23 protein-coding genes are annotated in these 19499 nt (G+C 61.6%); 19 read left to right on the forward strand and 4 right to left on the reverse strand.

Translation table 11 applies throughout. The features are described from left to right. Window positions 1-31: 31 nt before the first annotated feature. Together infA and AC07UB_RS13760 are read right to left on the reverse strand one after the other, a co-directional pair. Entirely contained in the window at window positions 32-313 is a 282-nt protein-coding gene (gene infA / locus AC07UB_RS13755; protein WP_492790967.1) for a translation initiation factor IF-1, read from the reverse strand. A 40-nt stretch (window positions 314-353) separates the two neighbouring features. Next, complete coding sequence (locus AC07UB_RS13760) at window positions 354-1784, reverse strand: DEAD/DEAH box helicase (RefSeq protein ID WP_492790966.1); 1431 nt, start codon at window positions 1782-1784, stop codon at window positions 354-356. Between the two features lie 529 nt (window positions 1785-2313). On the opposite strand from AC07UB_RS13760, the gene urtA reads away from it, so the two are divergent. The 17 genes from urtA (at window position 2314) to AC07UB_RS13845 (ending at window position 16798) form a co-directional block, all read left to right on the forward strand. Beyond that, window positions 2314-3633 carry an urea ABC transporter substrate-binding protein gene (gene urtA / locus AC07UB_RS13765; protein WP_492790965.1) on the forward strand — a complete coding sequence of 440 codons (1320 nt, stop codon included), beginning with the start codon at window positions 2314-2316 and terminating at the stop codon, window positions 3631-3633. A 174-nt stretch (window positions 3634-3807) separates the two neighbouring features. Beyond that, complete coding sequence (urtB, locus tag AC07UB_RS13770; RefSeq protein ID WP_492790964.1) at window positions 3808-5421, forward strand: urea ABC transporter permease subunit UrtB; 1614 nt, start codon at window positions 3808-3810, stop codon at window positions 5419-5421. Then, entirely contained in the window at window positions 5418-6599 is a 1182-nt protein-coding gene (urtC, locus tag AC07UB_RS13775) for an urea ABC transporter permease subunit UrtC (protein ID WP_494653478.1), read from the forward strand. The genes urtB and urtC overlap by 4 nt, the downstream gene beginning before the upstream one ends. A 4-nt stretch (window positions 6600-6603) precedes the next feature. Continuing rightward, window positions 6604-7365 carry an urea ABC transporter ATP-binding protein UrtD gene (gene urtD / locus AC07UB_RS13780; protein WP_492790961.1) on the forward strand — a complete coding sequence of 254 codons (762 nt, stop codon included), beginning with the start codon at window positions 6604-6606 and terminating at the stop codon, window positions 7363-7365. Window position 7366: 1 nt separating this feature from the next. Then, window positions 7367-8062 carry an urea ABC transporter ATP-binding subunit UrtE gene (urtE, locus tag AC07UB_RS13785; RefSeq protein WP_494653480.1) on the forward strand — a complete coding sequence of 232 codons (696 nt, stop codon included), beginning with the start codon at window positions 7367-7369 and terminating at the stop codon, window positions 8060-8062. Between the two features lie 34 nt (window positions 8063-8096). Continuing rightward, window positions 8097-8933: an urease accessory protein UreD gene (locus AC07UB_RS13790; RefSeq protein WP_494653482.1), complete on the forward strand. Its 837-nt coding sequence runs from the start codon at window positions 8097-8099 to the stop codon at window positions 8931-8933. A gap of 27 nt (window positions 8934-8960) precedes the next feature. Then, entirely contained in the window at window positions 8961-9263 is a 303-nt protein-coding gene (locus AC07UB_RS13795; RefSeq protein WP_024576934.1) for an urease subunit gamma, read from the forward strand. A 9-nt stretch (window positions 9264-9272) separates the two neighbouring features. Further along, window positions 9273-9578 (forward strand): urease subunit beta, encoded by a 306-nt coding sequence (locus AC07UB_RS13800; RefSeq protein WP_494653484.1) that lies wholly within the window; start codon window positions 9273-9275, stop codon window positions 9576-9578. Next, complete coding sequence (locus tag AC07UB_RS13805; protein WP_492790956.1) at window positions 9575-9928, forward strand: GFA family protein; 354 nt, start codon at window positions 9575-9577, stop codon at window positions 9926-9928. The genes AC07UB_RS13800 and AC07UB_RS13805 overlap by 4 nt, the downstream gene beginning before the upstream one ends. 25 nt (window positions 9929-9953) lie before the next feature. Beyond that, window positions 9954-11669, forward strand: coding sequence for an urease subunit alpha (gene ureC, locus AC07UB_RS13810; RefSeq protein WP_494653486.1), 1716 nt, complete (start codon window positions 9954-9956; stop codon window positions 11667-11669). Between the two features lie 35 nt (window positions 11670-11704). Then, complete coding sequence (locus tag AC07UB_RS13815) at window positions 11705-12004, forward strand: putative quinol monooxygenase (RefSeq protein WP_492790953.1); 300 nt, start codon at window positions 11705-11707, stop codon at window positions 12002-12004. Further along, window positions 12001-12300, forward strand: a complete 300-nt coding sequence (locus AC07UB_RS13820; protein WP_494653488.1) for a putative quinol monooxygenase — start codon at window positions 12001-12003, stop codon at window positions 12298-12300. The genes AC07UB_RS13815 and AC07UB_RS13820 overlap by 4 nt, the downstream gene beginning before the upstream one ends. 10 nt (window positions 12301-12310) lie before the next feature. Next, complete coding sequence (locus AC07UB_RS13825; RefSeq protein WP_492790950.1) at window positions 12311-12868, forward strand: urease accessory protein UreE; 558 nt, start codon at window positions 12311-12313, stop codon at window positions 12866-12868. After that, the gene (locus AC07UB_RS13830) at window positions 12762-13580 is read left to right on the forward strand and encodes an urease accessory protein UreF (RefSeq protein WP_494653491.1); all 819 of its coding nucleotides are present in this window, start codon (window positions 12762-12764) and stop codon (window positions 13578-13580) included. The genes AC07UB_RS13825 and AC07UB_RS13830 overlap by 107 nt, the downstream gene beginning before the upstream one ends. Further along, entirely contained in the window at window positions 13577-14020 is a 444-nt protein-coding gene (locus AC07UB_RS13835) for a DUF3995 domain-containing protein (RefSeq protein ID WP_494653493.1), read from the forward strand. Before AC07UB_RS13830 ends, AC07UB_RS13835 begins: the two co-directional genes overlap by 4 nt. Beyond that, window positions 14017-14655 (forward strand): urease accessory protein UreG, encoded by a 639-nt coding sequence (gene ureG / locus AC07UB_RS13840; protein WP_492790947.1) that lies wholly within the window; start codon window positions 14017-14019, stop codon window positions 14653-14655. The genes AC07UB_RS13835 and ureG overlap by 4 nt, the downstream gene beginning before the upstream one ends. 487 nt (window positions 14656-15142) lie before the next feature. Then, window positions 15143-16798 (forward strand): CHASE domain-containing protein, encoded by a 1656-nt coding sequence (locus AC07UB_RS13845; protein ID WP_494653494.1) that lies wholly within the window; start codon window positions 15143-15145, stop codon window positions 16796-16798. 104 nt (window positions 16799-16902) lie between these two features. On the opposite strand, the gene AC07UB_RS13850 is transcribed toward AC07UB_RS13845, so the two are convergent. Next, window positions 16903-17451: a sigma-70 family RNA polymerase sigma factor gene (locus tag AC07UB_RS13850; protein WP_492790944.1), complete on the reverse strand. Its 549-nt coding sequence runs from the start codon at window positions 17449-17451 to the stop codon at window positions 16903-16905. Beyond that, entirely contained in the window at window positions 17451-17678 is a 228-nt protein-coding gene (locus AC07UB_RS13855) for a NepR family anti-sigma factor (RefSeq protein ID WP_492790943.1), read from the reverse strand. Before AC07UB_RS13855 ends, AC07UB_RS13850 begins: the two co-directional genes overlap by 1 nt. 229 nt (window positions 17679-17907) lie before the next feature. Between AC07UB_RS13855 and AC07UB_RS13860 the strand changes: the two genes are divergently transcribed. Both AC07UB_RS13860 and AC07UB_RS13865 read left to right on the forward strand, forming a co-directional pair. Beyond that, the gene (locus AC07UB_RS13860; RefSeq protein WP_494653497.1) at window positions 17908-18708 is read left to right on the forward strand and encodes a response regulator; all 801 of its coding nucleotides are present in this window, start codon (window positions 17908-17910) and stop codon (window positions 18706-18708) included. 321 nt (window positions 18709-19029) lie between these two features. Beyond that, complete coding sequence (locus AC07UB_RS13865; RefSeq protein WP_494653499.1) at window positions 19030-19470, forward strand: hypothetical protein; 441 nt, start codon at window positions 19030-19032, stop codon at window positions 19468-19470. Window positions 19471-19499 lie beyond the last annotated feature (29 nt).

A 19499-nucleotide genomic window follows, 5' to 3' on the forward strand; every position in this document is an offset into this window, starting at 1 on the left:
CGCAATCTGTCGGTCGCGCGGAGCGCCGCCGTTACCTGCGGCGGAACTGCCCACGCGGAGGAGTGCCGCGGGGCGGGCCGCCACCTGGACGTTCGTCCTTGTGACGGAAAATCAGACGACCCTTCTCAAGATCGTAAGGCGACATTTCGATGGTCACCCGGTCGCCCGCCAGTGTCTTGATGCGGTTCTTCTTCATCTTCCCGGCAGTGTAGGCGACGATTTCGTGTCCGGCATCGAGCTGGACGCGATAGCGCGCATCGGGAAGAATTTCGGTCACCAGTCCTTCGAACTGGATCAGCTCTTCTTTGGCCATAAAGTCTCCAAGTCCTCTAATCGGTACTTATGAAATCAGGTTACGAGCGTTGCGGGCGCTGATTGCGCCGGGGCTGGTTCTGCGCCGGGCGGCTTTCCCGGTGCAGGAAGGCGACCCCCTGAATACCCTCGCTCTTGGCATTTTGCGATGGCCGAGATTGCTCATGGCGGCCGGCTTCGTGACGGTCGGACTGCGGCATCCCACCGTTCGGACGGCGGCGGCGGCGCGGACCCTGCGACCCGGGCGCGGCATCGTTGGAACGCGGCGTCTGTCCATGCGGACGGCCACCACCGCGATGCTGTGACGGGGCAGGAGCGGGGGCTGCCGTGCGCTGACCGCCCGGTGTGCGGCGATCTTCCTTCGGCAGCGTGATTTTGATCAGTCTTTCGATATCGCGCAGATAGCTGAGTTCCTCACCGCCGGCCACCAGCGAAATCGCCGTGCCTTCGGCGCCGGCGCGCGCGGTGCGGCCGATGCGGTGGACATAGCTTTCGGGAATGTTCGGCAGGTCGAAATTGAACACGTGGGTGATGCCGTCGACATCGATGCCGCGTGCGGCAATGTCGGTGGCGATCAGGGTACGGATCTCGCCGGTGCGGAACGCCGCGAGCACGCGCTCGCGGTGGTTCTGCGACTTGTTGCCGTGAATGGCGTCGGCGGGAATGCCTGCGCGGGCGAGGCCTTTCACGACCTTGTCGGCGCCGTGCTTGGTGCGTGTGAACACCAGCGCGCGGTTGACCGGCTCGGACTTGAGCAACTGCGCCAGAATGGCGGGCTTGGCCGCGTGATCGACCTGGATGATGCGCTGGGCGATGCGTTCCACCGTGGACGCCACCGGCGTGACGGCGACGCGGGCCGGATTGTGCAGCATCTGTTCGGCGAGGTCGGCGATGTCCTTCGGCATGGTCGCCGAGAAGAACAGGGTCTGGCGCTTGACCGGCATCTTGGCGACGATTTTGCGGATGTCGTTGATGAAGCCCATGTCGAGCATACGGTCGGCTTCGTCGAGGACGAGAAATTCGACCTGATTGAGCTTCAGGGCATTGCCCTGGACCATGTCGAGTAGACGGCCCGGCGTCGCCACCATGACGTCGACGCCCTGCATGACGGAGCGGACCTGACGGCCCATCGGGACGCCGCCGATCGCCAGCGCCGAGGTCAGCTTCACATGCCGTCCGTAGGCGTTGAAGCTCTCGAGGATCTGGCCGGAGAGTTCGCGGGTGGGGCTCAGCACCAGCACGCGGCAGGTCTTGGGCTGCGGCTTGATGCGGTTTTCCAGCAGGCGATGCAGGATCGGGAGCGCGAAGGACGCGGTCTTGCCGGTGCCGGTTTGCGCGATGCCGATCACGTCTCGGCCGGTGATCGCGATGGGAATGGTTTGAGCCTGGATTGGGGTGGGCGTGACGTAATTTTCTTCTTTAAGTGCACGCGAGATTGGATCGGCGAGGCCGAAATCCTGAAAGGAGGTCAAAAGGGTATCTTTCTATGAGTCATGGCGCGCGCCCGACAGGGATGTCAGGTGCGGGCGGGTGTCTGAGACACCCGCGTGTCTGGGGCGTCGGTTTTGGTTAGCTGAAGGGGCAAGCCAGAAACCGTAAACGGGATCAGAACACGCGGCTCGCAAAGACCTGATGATTCTCAAGGTCGTGGCGCTCATATGGAACAAGAACGCGGCGCTTTCAAGGTAAAACCTGCGGATCTGGTTTCCAGACGAAGTTTGATGGTCCTGAGACCTATGGTTCCGGCAGCGTCTACTGCTTTAATTTTAGACAGCACTACAATTATGCTTATAAATTATGCAGTTGCAAAAAACAATGCCAGTCTCGCAGCTCAGAAAATAAGCAGCCGCCACAAGCCGTGTCTCTGGAAATTGTTTTCCCTTTATATGTCAATTGCTTAGTGAAATCTGCGCAATGGCATAGTTCTTGCGATTCCCTTAACGCCGCCGGCCGAGGGCCGTCGTACAGCGTTTCACGTCTGCGTCAGGGAGATGACATCGCATGACACCGCATTTCAATACCGCTGCAATTGCGCCGTTCAGCCGCCGAAAATGGCTGGCTGCGACCGCGGGCCTTTTTCTGGGCCTCGCTACGTTTGGTCAGGCTCAGGCCCAGGACACCATCAAGGTCGGCGTTCTTCATTCGCTGTCCGGAACCATGGCCATCAGCGAAACGACGCTGAAGGATACGATCCTGTTCCTCATCGATGAGCAGAACAAGAAGGGCGGCGTTCTCGGCAAGAAGCTCGAGGCCGTCGTTGTCGATCCTGCCTCCAACTGGCCGCTGTTCGCGGAAAAGGCCCGCGAACTGATCACCAAGGACAAGGTCTCGGTGGTGTTCGGCTGCTGGACCTCGGTGTCGCGCAAGTCCGTGCTGCCGGTGTTCAAGGAGCTGAACTCGATCCTGTTCTATCCGGTGCAGTACGAAGGCGAAGAGAGCGAGCGTAACGTGTTCTACACGGGCGCTGCGCCGAACCAGCAGGCGATCCCTGCGGTCGACTATCTCGCCAAGGAAGAAAAGGTGCAGCGCTGGGTTCTGGCCGGCACCGACTACGTCTATCCGCGCACCACCAACAAGATCCTTGAAGCCTACCTGAAGTCGAAGGGCGTCAAGGCCGAAGACATCATGATCAACTACACGCCGTTCGGTCACTCGGATTGGCAGACGATCGTGGCCGACATCAAGAAGTTCGGTTCGGCCGGCAAGAAGACGGCGGTGGTTTCGACCATCAACGGCGACGCCAACGTGCCGTTCTACAAGGAACTCGGCAATCAGGGCATCAAGGCGACCGACATTCCGGTTGTCGCGTTCTCGGTCGGCGAAGAAGAACTCGCCGGCATCGATACCAAGCCGCTGCTCGGCCATCTTGCCGCCTGGAATTACTTCCAGTCGATCAAGACGCCGGAGAACGAGGCTTTCATCAAGTCCTGGCAGGCCTACACCAAGAATCCGAAGCGTGTGACCAACGATCCGATGGAAGCGCATGTGATCGGCTTCGACATGTGGGTGAAGGCTGTCGAGAAGGCCGGTGCGGTTGACGCCGACAAGGTGATCGACGCGCTCCCGGGCATCAAGGCGAAGAACCTCACTGGCGGCGTGTCGGAAATGCTTCCGAACCATCACATCACCAAGCCTGTGTTCATCGGCGAAATCAAAGGCGATGGCCAGTTCGACGTGGTGTGGAAGACCCCCGGTCTCGTGGCTGGCGATGCATGGTCGAAGGAGCTTGATGGCTCCAAGGACCTGATTGGCGATTGGGTCGGCAAGAAGTGCGGCAACTTCAACACCAAGACCAACAAGTGCGGCGGTCAGGGTTCCTGATCTGAGGTTTGAGTTGAGCGTCATTGCGAGGAGTTCTTGCGACGAAGCAATCCAATCCTTTGCGTTCTTATGGATTGCTTCGCTTCGCTCGCAATGACGACTTCCTGGAGTTTGTAACAACTATGAAGGCGGCGGCAGTCGCCGCCTTCCTCTTGCCTCTGCCGGGGTTGTCAGGTGTTTTCCATTTTTCTCAATCGCTGCCGGGCGTCGATCCTCGCGCTGGCGCTCGTGATCGTCTCGGGCGTGCCGGTGCTGGCCGGTCCCTTTGAAGACGCCGTTGCGCAATTCGCGAACGATTCATTTTCCGATACCGAAGCCGCCGTCGGGGCGCTTGCGACCAGCGGCAATCCGCTGGCTTTCTCCATCATAGATGCGCTCAAGGACGGCCGCCTGCTGGCCGATCCGCAGGGCAAGAAGGTGTTCGTCAAGGACAAGGGCGGCAAGATCACCGACGCTGCGACCGGCGCTGCCGTCGCCGATGCGCCCGCGAACACGACCGTCGTTCGTCTCAACAACCGCCTGCGCCGGACCGTGGACGCTGCGCTCGGCGGGCTGACGCTGCTCTCGCCGGATCCGGCGACCCGTATTCAGGCCGCGCAGTCCGTGTTCAAGACCCATGACCTTGCATTCCTGCCGGTGATCGAAGGCGCGTTGCAGAAGGAAACCAACGCCGGCGCGAAGCGGGCGTTTTCCGAGGCCAAGGCGTCGATCATGCTGTTCGATCCCAAGGCGTCGGAGGCCGACAAGCTCGACGCCATCTCGGTTATTCGCGAACGCGGCGATCAGGACGCGCTGGCGATCCTGACCGGGCTGCCTGCGGATCAGTCGCCCGCGCTGGCGCGCACCGCTGCCGCAGGCATCAATTCGATTCAGCGAACGCTCTCGATATGGGCCACCGCGCAGAACGCCTGGTATGGCCTGTCGCTCGGATCAGTGCTGCTGCTCGCTGCCATCGGTCTGGCGATTACCTTCGGCGTGATGGGCGTCATCAACATGGCGCACGGCGAAATGGTGATGATCGGTGCATACGTCACCTTCGTCGTGCAGGAGACGATCCGCACCAGCTATCCGGGCCTGTTCGACTATTCGCTGCTGATCGCGGTGCCGCTGGCGTTTCTGGTGGCGGGGATCATCGGCGTCATCATCGAGCGAACCATCATCCGTTTTCTCTACGGCCGCCCGCTGGAGACCCTGCTCGCGACATGGGGCCTCTCGCTGGTGCTGCAGCAGGCGGTGCGCACGATGTTCGGCCCGACCAATCGCGAGGTCGGTAATCCGTCATGGATGAGCGGCGCGTTCGAGATCGGCCAGATGACGATCACCTACAACCGGCTCTGGATCGTGGTGTTCACCATCGCGGTGTTCTTCATCCTGCTCGGCATGCTGCGCTTCACAAGTCTTGGATTGGAGATGCGCGCAGTCACCCAAAACCGCCGCATGGCGGCCTCCATGGGCATCGCGACCTCGCGCGTCGACGCGCTGACCTTCGGCCTCGGCTCCGGTATTGCCGGGATCGCCGGCGTGGCGTTGTCACAGATCGACAATGTTAGTCCCAACCTCGGCCAGAGCTACATCATCGACTCGTTCATGGTGGTGGTGTTCGGCGGCGTCGGAAATCTCTGGGGCACGCTGGTCGGCGCGCTGACGCTCGGCATGGCCAACAAGTTTCTTGAGCCGGTGGCGGGCGCGGTGCTCGGCAAGATCGCCATTCTGGTGCTGATCATTCTGTTCATCCAGAAACGGCCGCGCGGCCTGTTCGCCCTCAAGGGCCGGTCGGTGGAAGCATGACGCCGTATTTTCTCACCCGCTCGCTCAACAAGAGCGCGACGATCTTTCTGCTGATCGTCGCGGCGGTCGGCGTTCTGGTGCCGCTATCCAATCTGCTGTTGCCGGAGAATTCGCCGTTTCAGGTGCCGACCTATCTGATGGCGCTGTTCGGCAAATATCTCTGCTACGCCATTCTCGCGCTCTCGATCGATCTGATATGGGGCTATTGCGGCATTCTCTCGCTCGGCCACGGCGCGTTCTTCGCGCTCGGCGGCTATGCGATGGGCATGTATCTGATGCGGCAGATCGGCTCGCGCGGCGTTTACGGCAACCCGGTGCTGCCGGACTTCATGGTGTTCCTGAACTACAAGGCGCTGCCGTGGTACTGGTACGGCTTCGACATGTTCTGGTTCGCGGCGCTGATGGTGCTGGTGGTGCCGGGACTGCTCGCGTTCTGCTTCGGCTGGCTCGCGTTCCGCTCGCGCGTCACCGGCGTGTATCTGTCGATCATCACGCAGGCGATGACTTATGCCTTGTTGTTGGCGTTCTTCCGCAACGACTTCGGCTTCGGCGGCAACAACGGCCTGACCGATTTCAAGGACATCCTCGGCTTCAATGTGCAGGCACAGGGGACGCGCGCGGTGCTGTTCATCCTGTCATGCATGGCGCTGGCCGCCGCGTTCCTGATCTGCCGCGCCATCGTCACCTCCAAACTCGGCAAGGTACTGATCGCCATTCGCGATGCTGAATCCCGCACGCGGTTCCTCGGCTATCGCGTCGAGAACTACAAACTGTTCGTGTTCACGCTGTCCGCCTGCATGGCGGGCGTCGCCGGCGCGCTGTACGTGCCTCAAGTGGGGATCATCAATCCCGGCGAGTTCGCGCCGGGCAACTCCATCGAAGCCGTGATCTGGGTCGCTGTTGGCGGGCGTGGCACGCTGACGGGTGCTGCGCTCGGCGCCATCGTCGTCAACTACGCAAAGACCGTGTTCACGTCCGGCGCGCTCGCGCCGTACTGGCTCTTCATGCTGGGTGCATTGTTCATTCTGGTGACGCTGCTGCTGCCGAAAGGCATCGTCGGCACCGTCAAGGAATGGTGGGGCAAGCGGCAGGACCGGATCGACGCGAACGCGGCAAGCGCCGCGGCGGAAGACGGTGTGACCGAGCAAGGTCTGCCTAAACCACGTCTGGCGGAGTAGGCACATGAACGTCATGGACACCCGCGCCACATCGGCCATGCTCTATCTCGACGGCGTGCACGTCTCGTTCGACGGCTTTCACGCCATCAACAATCTGTCGCTGGTGATCGCGCCGGGCGAAATGCGCGCCATCATCGGTCCCAACGGCGCCGGCAAGACCACGATGATGGACATCATCACCGGCAAGACCAAGCCGGACGAGGGCGACGTGCTGTTCGACGGCAAGGTCGATCTGACGCGGCTGGATGAAACCCAGATCGCCGAACTCGGCATCGGCCGGAAATTCCAGAAGCCGACGGTGTTCGACAGCCAGACCATCGAGGACAATCTGCTGCTGGCGCTGAACGTCGATCACCGTGTGCGCGGCACGCTGTTCTGGCGCGAGACACCGGACGAAAGCGAGCGGATCGACCGCGTGCTGGAAACCATTCGTTTGACGGACTCGCGCGACCGGCTCGCTGGAGCTTTGTCCCACGGGCAGAAGCAATGGCTCGAAATCGGGATGCTGCTCGCGCAGGACCCCAAACTGCTTCTGGTCGATGAGCCGGTGGCGGGCATGACTGATGTGGAAACGCATCAGACCGCCGAACTGCTGAAAGAGATCAACAAGGAAAAGACCGTGGTGGTCGTCGAACACGACATGACCTTCGTGCGCGAGCTTGGCGTGCGGGTGACGTGTCTGCACGAGGGCTCGGTTCTCGCGGAAGGCACGCTCGATCAGGTGTCGTCCAATGAGCGCGTCATCGAAGTCTACTTAGGACGCTGAAATGCTCGATGTGAAAAACATCACCCTCTACTACGGCGCGGCGCAGGCGCTGCGCGGCGTGTCGCTGGTCGCCGAGCCCGGCAAGGTGACGTGCGTGCTGGGCCGCAACGGTGTGGGCAAGACCAGCTTGTTGCGCGCCATGGTCGGGCAATATCCGATCAAGGATGGCTCGATCACCTTCGACGGCGCGGACATTTCAAGCCTGCGGCCTTACGAGCGCGCCCGCAAGGGCATGTCGTTCGTGCCGCAGGGCCGCGAGATTTTTCCGCTGCTGACGGTGGAGGAAAATCTCAAGACCGGTTTCGCGCCGCTCAAGCGCAACGACCGCACCATTCCGGATGATGTGTTTTCGCTGTTTCCCGTGTTGCAGACCATGCTGGGGCGGCGCGGCGGCGATCTCTCCGGCGGGCAACAGCAGCAACTGGCCATCGGTCGTGCGCTGGTGATGCGGCCGAAGCTGCTGCTGCTCGACGAGCCGACCGAAGGCATCCAGCCGTCCATCATCAAGGACATCGGTCGCGCCATCTCATATCTGCGCAGCCTCGGCACCATCGCCATCGTGCTGGTCGAACAATATCTCGACTTTGCCTGCGAGCTCGGCGACAATTTTGCCGTCATGGATCGCGGCGCGGTCAAGTTCACCTGCGACCGCAGCAACCTCGACCCCGCCGAGATCAGCCGCCAGATGGCGCTCTGAGGCGGATTGACCTGAACTGACGTGAGCCGGGCGAATGCAGAACGGGATCAACTCCTCAGCGGCGGACACCTTCGCGGCCAACCGGGCGGTTGGCGCGGTGACGTTCGATGTGCATGTGAAAGACGGAGCGACGCGGCGGCGTGAGCTGCATGAATCCGGCTCGTTGCGCGTCCGCTTTCCGTCGCCGGAACAGCAGGGCCTCTCCGCGGTGTTCGTCAACACCGCGGGCGGCATCGCGGGCGGCGACCGTTTTGATATCGACATCGCCGCTGGCGAGGGCGCGCATTTGACCGTGACCACGGCGGCGGCGGAAAAGATTTACCGCTCCCATGGGCCGGACGCCCAGGTAAACATCGCGCTGCGCGGGGGCGCTGACGCGCGGCTTTGCTGGCTGCCGCAGGAAACCATCCTGTTCGATCAGGCCCGCGTGTCGCGGAAGATTGATATTGATCTGGCGCAGGGCGCGTCGCTGCTGTTGTGCGAGATCGTGGTATTCGGACGCGCGGCGATGGGCGAGGTCATGGCACGCGGATCTTTCACCGACCGCTGGCGCATGAAGATCGGCGGAAAGCTCGCGTTCGCAGAAACCATTAGGCTCGACGGCGATATCGCCGCAAAGCTCGCCAGCCGCGCTGTCGCAAATGGCGGCGTCGCGATCGGCACGGCGCTGGTCGTACCGGGCGATGAGTCCATGGTCACACGCATCCGCGAGGCGTCCGGTGCATTCGGCGTCGAGGTCGGCGTCTCGGCGTGGAACGGGTTTGCAATGGCGCGTTTCTGCGCACAAGATGCCGCGCGGCTCCGCGCCGATATGATGAAAGTGCTGGGATGTGTGAGCCCGTCGGGCTTGCCAAGACTCTGGCTGAACTAGCTCAATTCCAATTCAGGTATTGCACGCATGAATTTGTCTCCCCGCGAAAAGGACAAGCTCCTCGTTTCCATGGCGGCGATTGTTGCCCGGCGCCGTCTTGAGCGCGGCGTCAAGCTCAACCATCCTGAAGCCATCGCAATCATTTCGGATTTCATCATCGAAGGCGCGCGCGACGGGCGCACCGTCGCGGAATTGATGAAAGCCGGCGCGGAAGTCATTACGCGCGAGCAGTGCATGGACGGCATCGCGGAGATGATCCACGACATTCAGGTCGAGGCGACGTTTCCGGACGGGACGAAACTTGTCACCGTTCACGAACCCATTCGGTGAGGATGCAACATGATCCCCGGTGAACTCTTCATCAAGGACGGCGACATCGAACTCAACGCCAAGCGCAAGACCGCGACGCTGACGGTGGCGAACACCGGCGACCGGCCCATTCAGGTCGGCTCGCACTATCATTTTTTCGAGACCAATCCGGCGCTGAAGTTCGATCGCAAAACGGCGCGCGGGATGCGGCTCGATATTGCTGCCGGAACGGCCGTGCGTTTCGAGCCCGGACAGACCCGTGACGTGAATTTGGTCGCGCTGGCCGGCAAACGGGTGGTTTATGGTTTTCGCGGCGATGTGAGCGGGAAGCTGTGATGCAGACATATATCGGTGGCTGCCAATGCGGCAAGGTTCGCTATGAAATGACCGGTGAGATTGGCGATGTCATCGCATGCAACTGCTCGCGCTGCGGGAAACTGGGAACGCTGCTGACATTCGTTCCGGCGGAGAATTTCAAGCTGCTGTCGGGCGATGACGCGACGACAGAATACAAATTCAACAAGGGCGTCATTCGGCATCGCTTTTGTGCGACCTGCGGCGTCGAGTCGTTCGCCAATGGCAAGGCGCCGAACGGGGCCGAGATGGTTGCGGTCAATGTGCGCTGTCTCGACGATGTCGATCTTGATTCGCTGAGCGTGAAAAAATTCGACGGCAAGAGCTACTGAAAGAACGATCACCGAAAGATTGATTATGGCCACCAGAATTTCTCGTTCCGTCTATGCAGCCATGTTCGGCCCGACCACGGGCGACCGCGTGCGCCTTGCTGACACCGACCTGATCATCGAGGTCGAGAAGGATTTCACGACCTACGGCGAGGAGGTGAAATTCGGCGGCGGCAAGGTGATCCGCGACGGCATGGGCCAGTCGCAGGTCACCAATCGTCAAGGCGCGGCCGACACCGTGATCACCAACGCGCTGATCGTGGATCACTGGGGTATCGTCAAGGCGGACGTTGCGATCAAGGAAGGCATGATCTCTGCGATCGGCAAGGCCGGAAATCCCGACATTCAGCCGGGCGTCACGATCATCATCGGCCCCGGCACCGACATCATCGCGGGCGAAGGCAAGATTCTCACCGCCGGCGGCTTCGACAGCCACATCCATTTCATCTGCCCGCAGCAGATCGAACACGCTCTGATGTCCGGCGTCACGTCGATGCTCGGCGGTGGCACCGGGCCATCGCACGGCACGTTCGCGACCACCTGCACGCCGGGGCCGTGGCACATCGCGCGCATGATCCAGTCGTTCGACGCGTTTCCAGTCAATCTCGGCATTTCCGGCAAGGGCAACGCCTCGCGTCCGGCGCCGCTGGTGGAAATGATCAAGGCCGGTGCCTGCGCGCTCAAACTGCACGAGGATTGGGGCACGACGCCCGCCGCCATCGACAATTGTCTCTCGGTCGCCGATGACTACGACATTCAGGTGATGCTGCATTCCGACACGCTGAACGAGTCGGGCTTCGTCGAGGACACCATCAAGGCCTTCAAGGGCCGCACCATTCACGCCTTCCACACCGAAGGCGCGGGCGGCGGCCATGCGCCGGACATCATCAAGGTCGCGGGCCTCAAGAACGTGCTGCCGTCGTCGACAAACCCGACGCGGCCGTTCACGCGCAACACCATCGACGAGCATCTCGACATGCTGATGGTGTGCCACCATCTCGATCCGTCGATCGCGGAAGATCTCGCGTTTGCCGAAAGCCGGATCCGCAAGGAAACCATCGCGGCGGAAGATATTCTTCACGATCTCGGCGCGCTGTCGATGATCTCGTCGGATTCGCAGGCGATGGGGCGGCTCGGCGAAGTTATCATCCGCACCTGGCAGACCGCCGACAAGATGAAGAAGCAGCGCGGTTCGCTGCCGGAGGACAAGGGCAAGGACAATGACAACTTCCGCGTCAAACGCTACATTGCGAAGTACACGATCAACCCGGCTATCGCGCATGGCGTCTCGAAGCTGATCGGTTCCGTGGAAAAGGGCAAGATGGCCGACCTCGTGCTGTGGTCGCCGGCGTTCTTCGGCGTGAAGCCTGATCTGATCGTCAAGGGTGGCTCGATTGTCGCAGCGCCCATGGGCGATCCGAATGCCTCGATCCCGACGCCGCAGCCGGTGCATTACCAGCCGATGTTCGCCGCCTTCGGAAAATCTCTGACGGCGTCGTCGGTGGTGTTCTCGTCGAAAGCCGCGGTGGCTTCGGGGCTGGCGAAGAAGCTCGGCATCGACAAGAAGCTCTATGCTGTTTCAAACACCCGCGACCGCATCTCGAAAAAGAGCATGATCCACAACGGCGCGACGCCGAACATCGAGGTCGATCCCGAAACTTACGAGGTGCGCGCCGACGGCGAATTGCTGACCTGCGCACCCGCCGAGGTGCTGCCCATGGCGCAGCGCTATTTCATGTACTAGGGTCCCGGCACCAATAAGAAAGCCGGGAGGATGCCTTGATTTACGTTGTTGCGACTTTGACCATCAAGCCAGAGATGCGCGCAGAGCTGATCGCCGCCGCGAAAGCCTGCATCGCGGAGACCCGCAAGGAAGCCGGAAACATCGCCTACGACCTGCACGAGAGCGTGACCGATCCCACCAAGCTGGTGTTCGTCGAGCAGTGGGACAATGCCGACGCGCTGGTGCCGCATCGCAAGGCCGAGCACATGAAGACGTTCGGACGTGTTGTCGTGAATTGCCTGACCGCGCCGCCGAAGATCGAAGTCATCACGCCAGCCAGTGTGGATGTCCGATGATCTACGTCGTCGCCACCACGAAGGTGAAGCCGGAAGGCCGCGAGGCCTTCATCGCCGGCGCGAAGGTCTGCATCGCCGAGACGCACAAGGAGAAGGGCTGCATCTCCTATGAGCTTCATTCCAGCGTGAACGATCCGAATACCCTGGTGTTCGTCGAACGCTGGGAGACGCGGGACGATCTCACCGCCCACAGCCGCGCGCCGCACCTGAAGGCTTGGCGTGAGTTGTCGGCGCCGCTCAAGATCTCGCCGACCGAAATCGAGATCATCAGCGGCGGCGAAGTCCAGAAACTATGAAAGCGTTGTCATGATCCGCGCCACGCAGGTTCGTCCGCAGGTTCGCTGGACCGAAGCCGCCGCCGATACGGTGGTTCTCGGTTTCGACGACCGGCATCGGCGGCGCATGGCGATGACCGGCACGCGCGGGCTGGAATTCCTGCTGGACCTCGAGGAAGCGATAGCGTTGCGCGGCGGCGACGCGCTGGTGCTGGATGACGGGCGGCTGATCGAAGTGGTCGCAGCACCGGAGCCGCTGGTGGAAATCCGCGGCACCGATCCGCATCATCTGGTGCGGGTGGCGTGGCATCTCGGCAACCGCCATCTGCCGACCCAGATCGTGGGCAAGGGACTGCGCATCCGCCGCGATCATGTGATCGAGGAGATGGTGAAGGGCCTCGGCGCGCGCGTCATCGTGATCGAAGCGCCGTTTGATCCTGAAGGCGGCGCCTATGCCGGCGGCGGTCATGCGGCGCACGGCCATGGCCAGCACGATCACGGCGATCACAAACACAGTGGTCACGATCAAGCGCATCACGACCACGACCATCACCACGGTCATTCCCATGCTCATGACCACGAGCACTGATCGCGCTGCGGACGACGCCTTGGCAGAAGCCGAGGAATCGGCTGCGCTGTTTAGATTAATGACATGGCTGTCGCCGTCGTTTCCGGTCGGGTCGTTCTCCTATTCCAGCGGCATCGAATGGGCGGTCGAAGCCGGCGACATCAACGACAGGGCGTCGTTGCAGGACTGGCTGACCGTCATGCTGCTCGAAGGGGCCGGCTTCTGTGACGGCACCTTTCTGTGCCATGCGCATCGCGCGGCGCATGCGTCGGACGCCCGGGCCTTGAGCGAAATCCTGGAACTGGCGGCTGCGTTCACGCCCTCGCGCGAGCGGCATCTGGAAACGACGGCGCAAGGACGCGCCTTCGTCGAGATCGCGCGATCCGCCTGGAACTGCGCGGCGCTGGATCTGCTGACGCCGCATCTGGCAGGACCGATTGCCTATCCGGTGGCCGTCGGCGTGCTGGCCGCCGGGCATCGCCTTCCGCTGGTCCCGACAATGCACGCCTTTCTTCACGCGACCACGTCGAACTGGATTTCGGCGGGTGTTCGTCTCATTCCGCTGGGGCAGACCGACAGTCAGCGCGTTTTGGCCGCGCTCGAATCCGTGATCGCTGCGACGGCGGAAAAGGCGCTGAATGCCACGCTCGACGATCTCGGCAGCGCCACGTTCCGCGCGGATCTGGCGAGCATGCGCCACGAAATCCAGTACACAAGGCTGTTCCGGTCATGAGCGCGATTGCCTTTGCGATCTTTGTTGTTCTGACCACGGTCGCCGCGCTTCACGTGGCGTGGGGCGTCGGCGTCCGCTGGCCGCGAAAGACCGACGCCGAACTGGTCTCCGCCGTGGTCGGTCATGCGAGCGACAAGATGCCGTCGCCCAACCAGTGTTATCTTGCAGCGCTCGCGATCTATATTCCGGGCACCATCGCGCTGATGCTGGCCGGCCTGATCGGCACATCGGTGTCGCCGTCGATTGTTCTGCTCGCGGGACTGGTGGCCACACTGGTGTTCGCGGGGCGCGGTATTGCCGGTTATCTACCGGCGTGGCGCGCGCGGTTTCCGCGCGAGCCGTTCGCGACCTACGATCGCCGGTATTATTCTCCGCTGTGCCTGATCCTCGCGGCCGGTTTCGCGATTCTGCTTTTCAATGGAACGAGACTTTTGTCATGACGAAATTCAATGGACCGCTTCGTGTCGGCATCGGCGGCCCCGTCGGGTCGGGTAAAACGGCGCTGATGGATCTGCTCTGCAAATCGATGCGCGAGCATTACGAGATCGCGGCCATCACCAACGACATTTACACCAAGTGGGACGCGGAGTTTCTGGTCCGTTCAGGTTCACTCACGCCGGATCGCATCGCAGGCGTGGAGACAGGGGGCTGTCCGCACACCGCGATCCGCGAAGACGCTTCGATGAATCTGGCCGCCGTCGCCGATATGCGCCTCAAGTTCCCCGATCTCGATCTGGTGCTGATCGAATCCGGCGGCGACAATCTCGCGGCAACCTTTTCGCCGGAACTCGCCGATCTCACCATCTATGTCATCGATGTTGCTGCCGGCGACAAGATTCCGTCCAAGGGCGGCCCCGGCATCACGCGGTCGGATCTTTTGGTCATCAACAAGATCGATCTCGCGCCCTATGTCGGTGCATCGCTCGAGAAGATGGATACTGACACAAAGCGCATGCGCGGCGAACGGCCGTTCGTCATGACCAACCTGAAAAAGAGCGAAGGTCTCGATCGCATCATCCGCTTCATCGAGAGTAAGGGCGGTCTTCGTGCGCCGGCTCCAGCCGCCGTTAACTGAAACGCCGGACGTCAGACGAAAGGTGACATCAGATATTCTGGAACGGCAGGCTCCTGTCGGGGTTAGCCTGCATGAAACAATCGACAACAACTCCCGCACGAGATTACAGCGGCCTCTTCCTTGGGGCGGTCCTGCTTGGAATCATCGTCATGGTCCTTGGCCTGAGCATGGCTTCGGCCCGCTCGGCTCCGGCTGATTGTCATATCGAGCAGCAACAGTCCGAATGTTAACCTCCGCCGCTCACCTATGCTGGCCCGAGTTTACCATGATGGGTATATTTTCCGGACCCGGGAACCATTTCGCCGCGACTAAATTGATCTATTTACGATACATTCAGGCCACGCCGGCTCGCTCCGTTCTCGATCCGGCGGCATCAGAGCACCCATGAATATTAGTTCGGCCGCTGCATTAGATTGCCGTTTCCGCCTGGCCCGCATTGTTTGCCCGCGGCCGTTTTCATTCCATCTCCCTTTTTTCGAGTAAGTGCGTGCTCCGTCTCGGCTTCATCATCGGACTGATGGCAATTATCGGAGTGATCATCTCCGGTCTTGCGGCATTGAAGGTCTACGATCAGGAACTGGCGATTGGCCGGACTGCGCTTGCCCGCGCTGTGGATAGCCATGCCAGTCTCGTTCAGGAGCGTTTGAGCGAGCGCGAGTTGCTCACCCGGGTCGCCGTCGGGCTTTTCCGTTCACCGGTTGTGAGCATGGCCAATGCGCTGCAGCCGTTGCGGTCGTCGATCTATGCCTTCAAGACCGATTTCCTTGTCGCAAGCTGGATTGCGCGCATTCCGCGGTCCGATCTCGGCCGCGTGCAGACCGAACTGAGGGCCGCGGGTTTCCCCAATCCGACGCCGCGGAACGCCGACGACAGTCCGCTCAATCTGGCGACGGTGCGCGATCCGGCAAGCGTGCTGATGGATGTGGAGCCGCAGAACGAAGAAACCAGGCCTTTCGCCGGACGCATTCTGGACAGTCATCCTGTGGTCGGGCCCATGCTGGTGCGCGCCGTGGAGGAAGGCAGGCCGGTTTCCTCGGAACCGTTCGTGCTGTTGCGTAACGGCGGTCCCATGGGCGTTGTGCTGGCTGCACCCGTCCAGACCGAGGGCAGCAGCACCGTTGCAGGCTTTCTGACCATATCCTACCGGCTGGCGCCGCTGATGCTGGTCAACGATGACCTGTCGCTGTTTTCCGTGGCACTGCGCGATCCGCGAAACGCCTCCGAGAATCTGAGCGCCGACGCGGAAGGAAACGTCACCTCCGAGCCGCTTTTGCTGGATGCCGACAATCCACCGCTGCTGCGTGTCGTGGCCTTCGGCGCGCGGGACTGGACCCTGATCTACTACGCGAAAACCAATGCTGCGGCACGCGCCCAGGAACTTGCGGTTATCGTGATGCTGATCGGCGTGGCGCTGGTCGTCATCCTGTGCGGTCTGTTCGGATATGTGTCCTACAACAACATCCGGCTGAGCCGCGAGGTGCAGACCCGCATCGGATTCGAGCGGCGGCTCACCACGGTGATCGACGAACTCAATCACCGCGTGAAAAACATCCTGGCGGTGATCCAGTCGATCGTGACCCGGACGATGCGGCACGGCGCGGATATCGATGTCGCGCGCGAGCTTCTGATCGGCCGCATTCACGCCATGTCGCATGTCGTGTCGCTGCTGAGTGAAAGCCAGTGGCAGGGTGTCAGGCTCAAGGGCCTGTTTGAGCCGCGCGCAATTCCCCACGCGGATCGCATCGCGCTCACCGGCCCAGACATTATCGTCAGCGCCCGCGCGGCGCAGAGCCTGTCGCTGCTGTTCTTTGAGCTGGCGTCCCATGCGGACGAGGGCCTGTCGCTGGTCGGCAAGCATCCGCATATCGTCGCGGCGTGGAGCGTCTCGGACGACCAGCAGGATCCCGTGTTTCATTTCCGTTGGGAGGAGTTCAATACCAGCGCCGCTACCCGCCGGACTGACAGCGAGTTCGGGCTGGTGCTGCTGGATCGCGTCGCACCCGAAGCGCTCGGCGGCACATCGAAGCGATATTTCACGGATGTCAGCTACGTCTACGAACTCACGGCGCCGATGGCCACTGTGGTGGACGAGATCGAAATGGACCGCACCGAACGCATCGGCGCTCCGGTGACGAGGCGTTGACATCGGCGGATGAGGATTGCGCCGCGGACCGTCGAAGAAACAAGAAGAAATAAAAAGCGGCCACGTGTGAGTGGCCGCTTTTTGTTTTGTCTGAAGGGCGCGGTTTAGCCGCCGCTTCCGCTGATCACGGCGCGGATCGTGTCGTCGGGTCCGAAGTCCTCGGCGCCATCGACGTAGAGCAGGGCGCTCAGTTTCGATCGCGCGCGATTGACCCGGCTCTTGATGGTGCCGACCGCGCATCCGCAGATGGCGGCGGCATCTTCATAGGAGAAGCCTGACGCGCCGACCAGAATGAGCGCTTCGCGCTGATCCTGCGGCAGCTTCTCAAGCGCCCCGCGAAACTCCTCGAACTCGAGGTGCGCGCTTTGCGCCGGCTGCGACTTCAGCGTCTTGGCGTAGCTGCCATCGGCATCCTCGACCTCCCGCCGCCGCTTGCGATAGTCCGAGCGGAACAGGTTGCGCAGGATGGTGAACAGCCATGCCGGAAGGTTCGAGCCCGGCTGGAACGAGTCGATATGCGCGAGCGCCCGTAACAGCGTTTCCTGAACGAGATCGTCCGCACGGTCGGCGTTGCCGCTAAGCGAAATAGCGAACGCGCGAAGGCTCGGTACGGTTGCGAGAATGTCGTCACGAAGTGAATCTGTGAGAGGCATCAGTCCCTCCCATCTTTGGTCGTATCTCCGCTTATCTGTGAAGCCGCATCTTGTGAGTCAAGCTGGCGGATCAGATCTGCAAAACGGTCCGGCACGCCTTGGCGAACCACATCATCGTACATGGCGCGAAGCTGGTGCCCGATCCGTGATTGAATTTCGGAGTTCAAGCCACCTTGCTTGCCAGCTCCGGTGGCTGCCCTGTTAACTTGAGGCTTCAATTCTTTCATTGGCCCGATCCGTTGTCCCCATTTAGCTAACTAGCTAGGAATAAAAGAGTTTTTTGTTTCTTTGAAGCCTTTCAGCCCCCGAGATCACGTCTTAAACGAGGGGATCGCCAGAAAGTTCCGGCGTCGAGGAACTTTTCTGGGATTTATGCGTAGATAGTCGGAAGCGGGGCGCCGGCATCACCATGTTGCAGGTCCCAGGCCGAAATCAGACCAATTGATTGGAGGGGGTATGTCTCGTTCTCAGCTCGTTGCTGAACATCTGCCGCTGCTGCGGCGTTATGCCCGTGCGCTCACCGGAAGCCAGGCATCGGGCGATGCCTATGTCGCGGCCATGCTGGAAGCCCTGTTGCAGGACCCGTCCTTGCTGGAAGAAAAAATGGGGCCGCGCACCGGCCTGTTCCGGCTGTTCACGCAGATCTGGAATTCGGTCTCGCTGAACGAGAGCACCGACAAGGGCCCGGCGCCGGCGTCCGAACAGCGCTTGTCTAGCCTCACGGCGCTCGCACGCCAGGCCTTCCTGCTGCTGTCGCTCGAGGGCTTTTCGGAAGAAGAGGTCGCTCACATTCTGGATACCGACGTGACACAGGTTCGTGACCTCGCCGATACAGCGGGACGCGAACTTGCAGCTGAGATCGCGACCGACGTCCTGATCATCGAGGATGAAACGTTCATCGCGATGGATCTTGAAAGCCTGGTCAAGAATCTGGGTCACAACGTCATCGGCGTGGCGCGAACCCATACCGACGCCATCTCGTTGGCGAAAACCAAGAGGCCCGGCCTTATCCTGGCGGACATCCAGCTCGCGGACGGAAGTTCGGGGCTCGATGCGGTCAACGAACTGCTCAAGACGTTCGAGGTGCCGGTGGTGTTCATCACAGCCTACCCCGAGCGTTTCCTCACCGGGGAGCGGCCTGAGCCGGCGTTCCTGATCTCGAAGCCGTTCCAGCCGGCCATGGTGTCGGCGGTGGCGAGCCAGGCGCTGTTTTTCCAGCGCAATTCGCGCAGCCGGCCCAAAGCTGCCGCGTCCTGAACACGGCGCTGTAATCAAAAAGCCGGACCGGGGTAAAGCCCGGTCCGGTTTTTTGCATGGTCGCGTGTCCGGCAAAGAGAAAAGGGGTGCGGCCGGCATCACCACAGCCACACCCCCGAAAGCCGGTCGATTAGGGGCAGGGGGATGACCGGCTTTGAGACAGACGCCGGACTCACGAAAGCGTTCCCAGGGCAAAAAAATATTCTGACCTGATTCGCCGTCTGCGGAGCTTTCCCCGCCGGCAGGCCCGGAACGAAGCCCGACAAGCCACGTTATCCAGAAGCCGTGATCGTGCGGCAGGACAACGTGTCGAGGCCGCAAATGTCGTACATGGCTTCAGGAACTCTGGGAGTGGTGGCGGGTGTGCTGGCGCTGGGCGCCGTGCATCTCGAAGTGTCGGCAGGAAACGATCTGCTTGGTCCGACCCAGCGCAGCGACGCGCGCATGACCCTTCCGGCGCGGGCGGTCGATGACGCGACTGCAATGAATGTCGATCGCGCGGCGAAGGGTGACCGCGAGACAGCGGTGAAGCCTGCCGGAGGCATGACCATATCCGTGCCCGCGCCAAACATGCCCGATACATCGGTGCTGGTGCGTGTCCCGGCCGGTGAGGCTGCCGATGCGCTCCGCAAGCCTCCGGCCGCAACCACAGGCTTGAAAGGGGGATCTGCCGCACCGTCACGCACCATCGCGTGCGAACCCGTTGTAAGCGTGCTGACCGCTGTGGCGAAGCAGCTCGCGCCCGGGCGCTGCATCACCTGATCGCTATAGAGATCCGAGGCAAAGAAAAA

This window comes from Afipia sp. GW821-FHT04G03 (assembly GCF_059419985.1).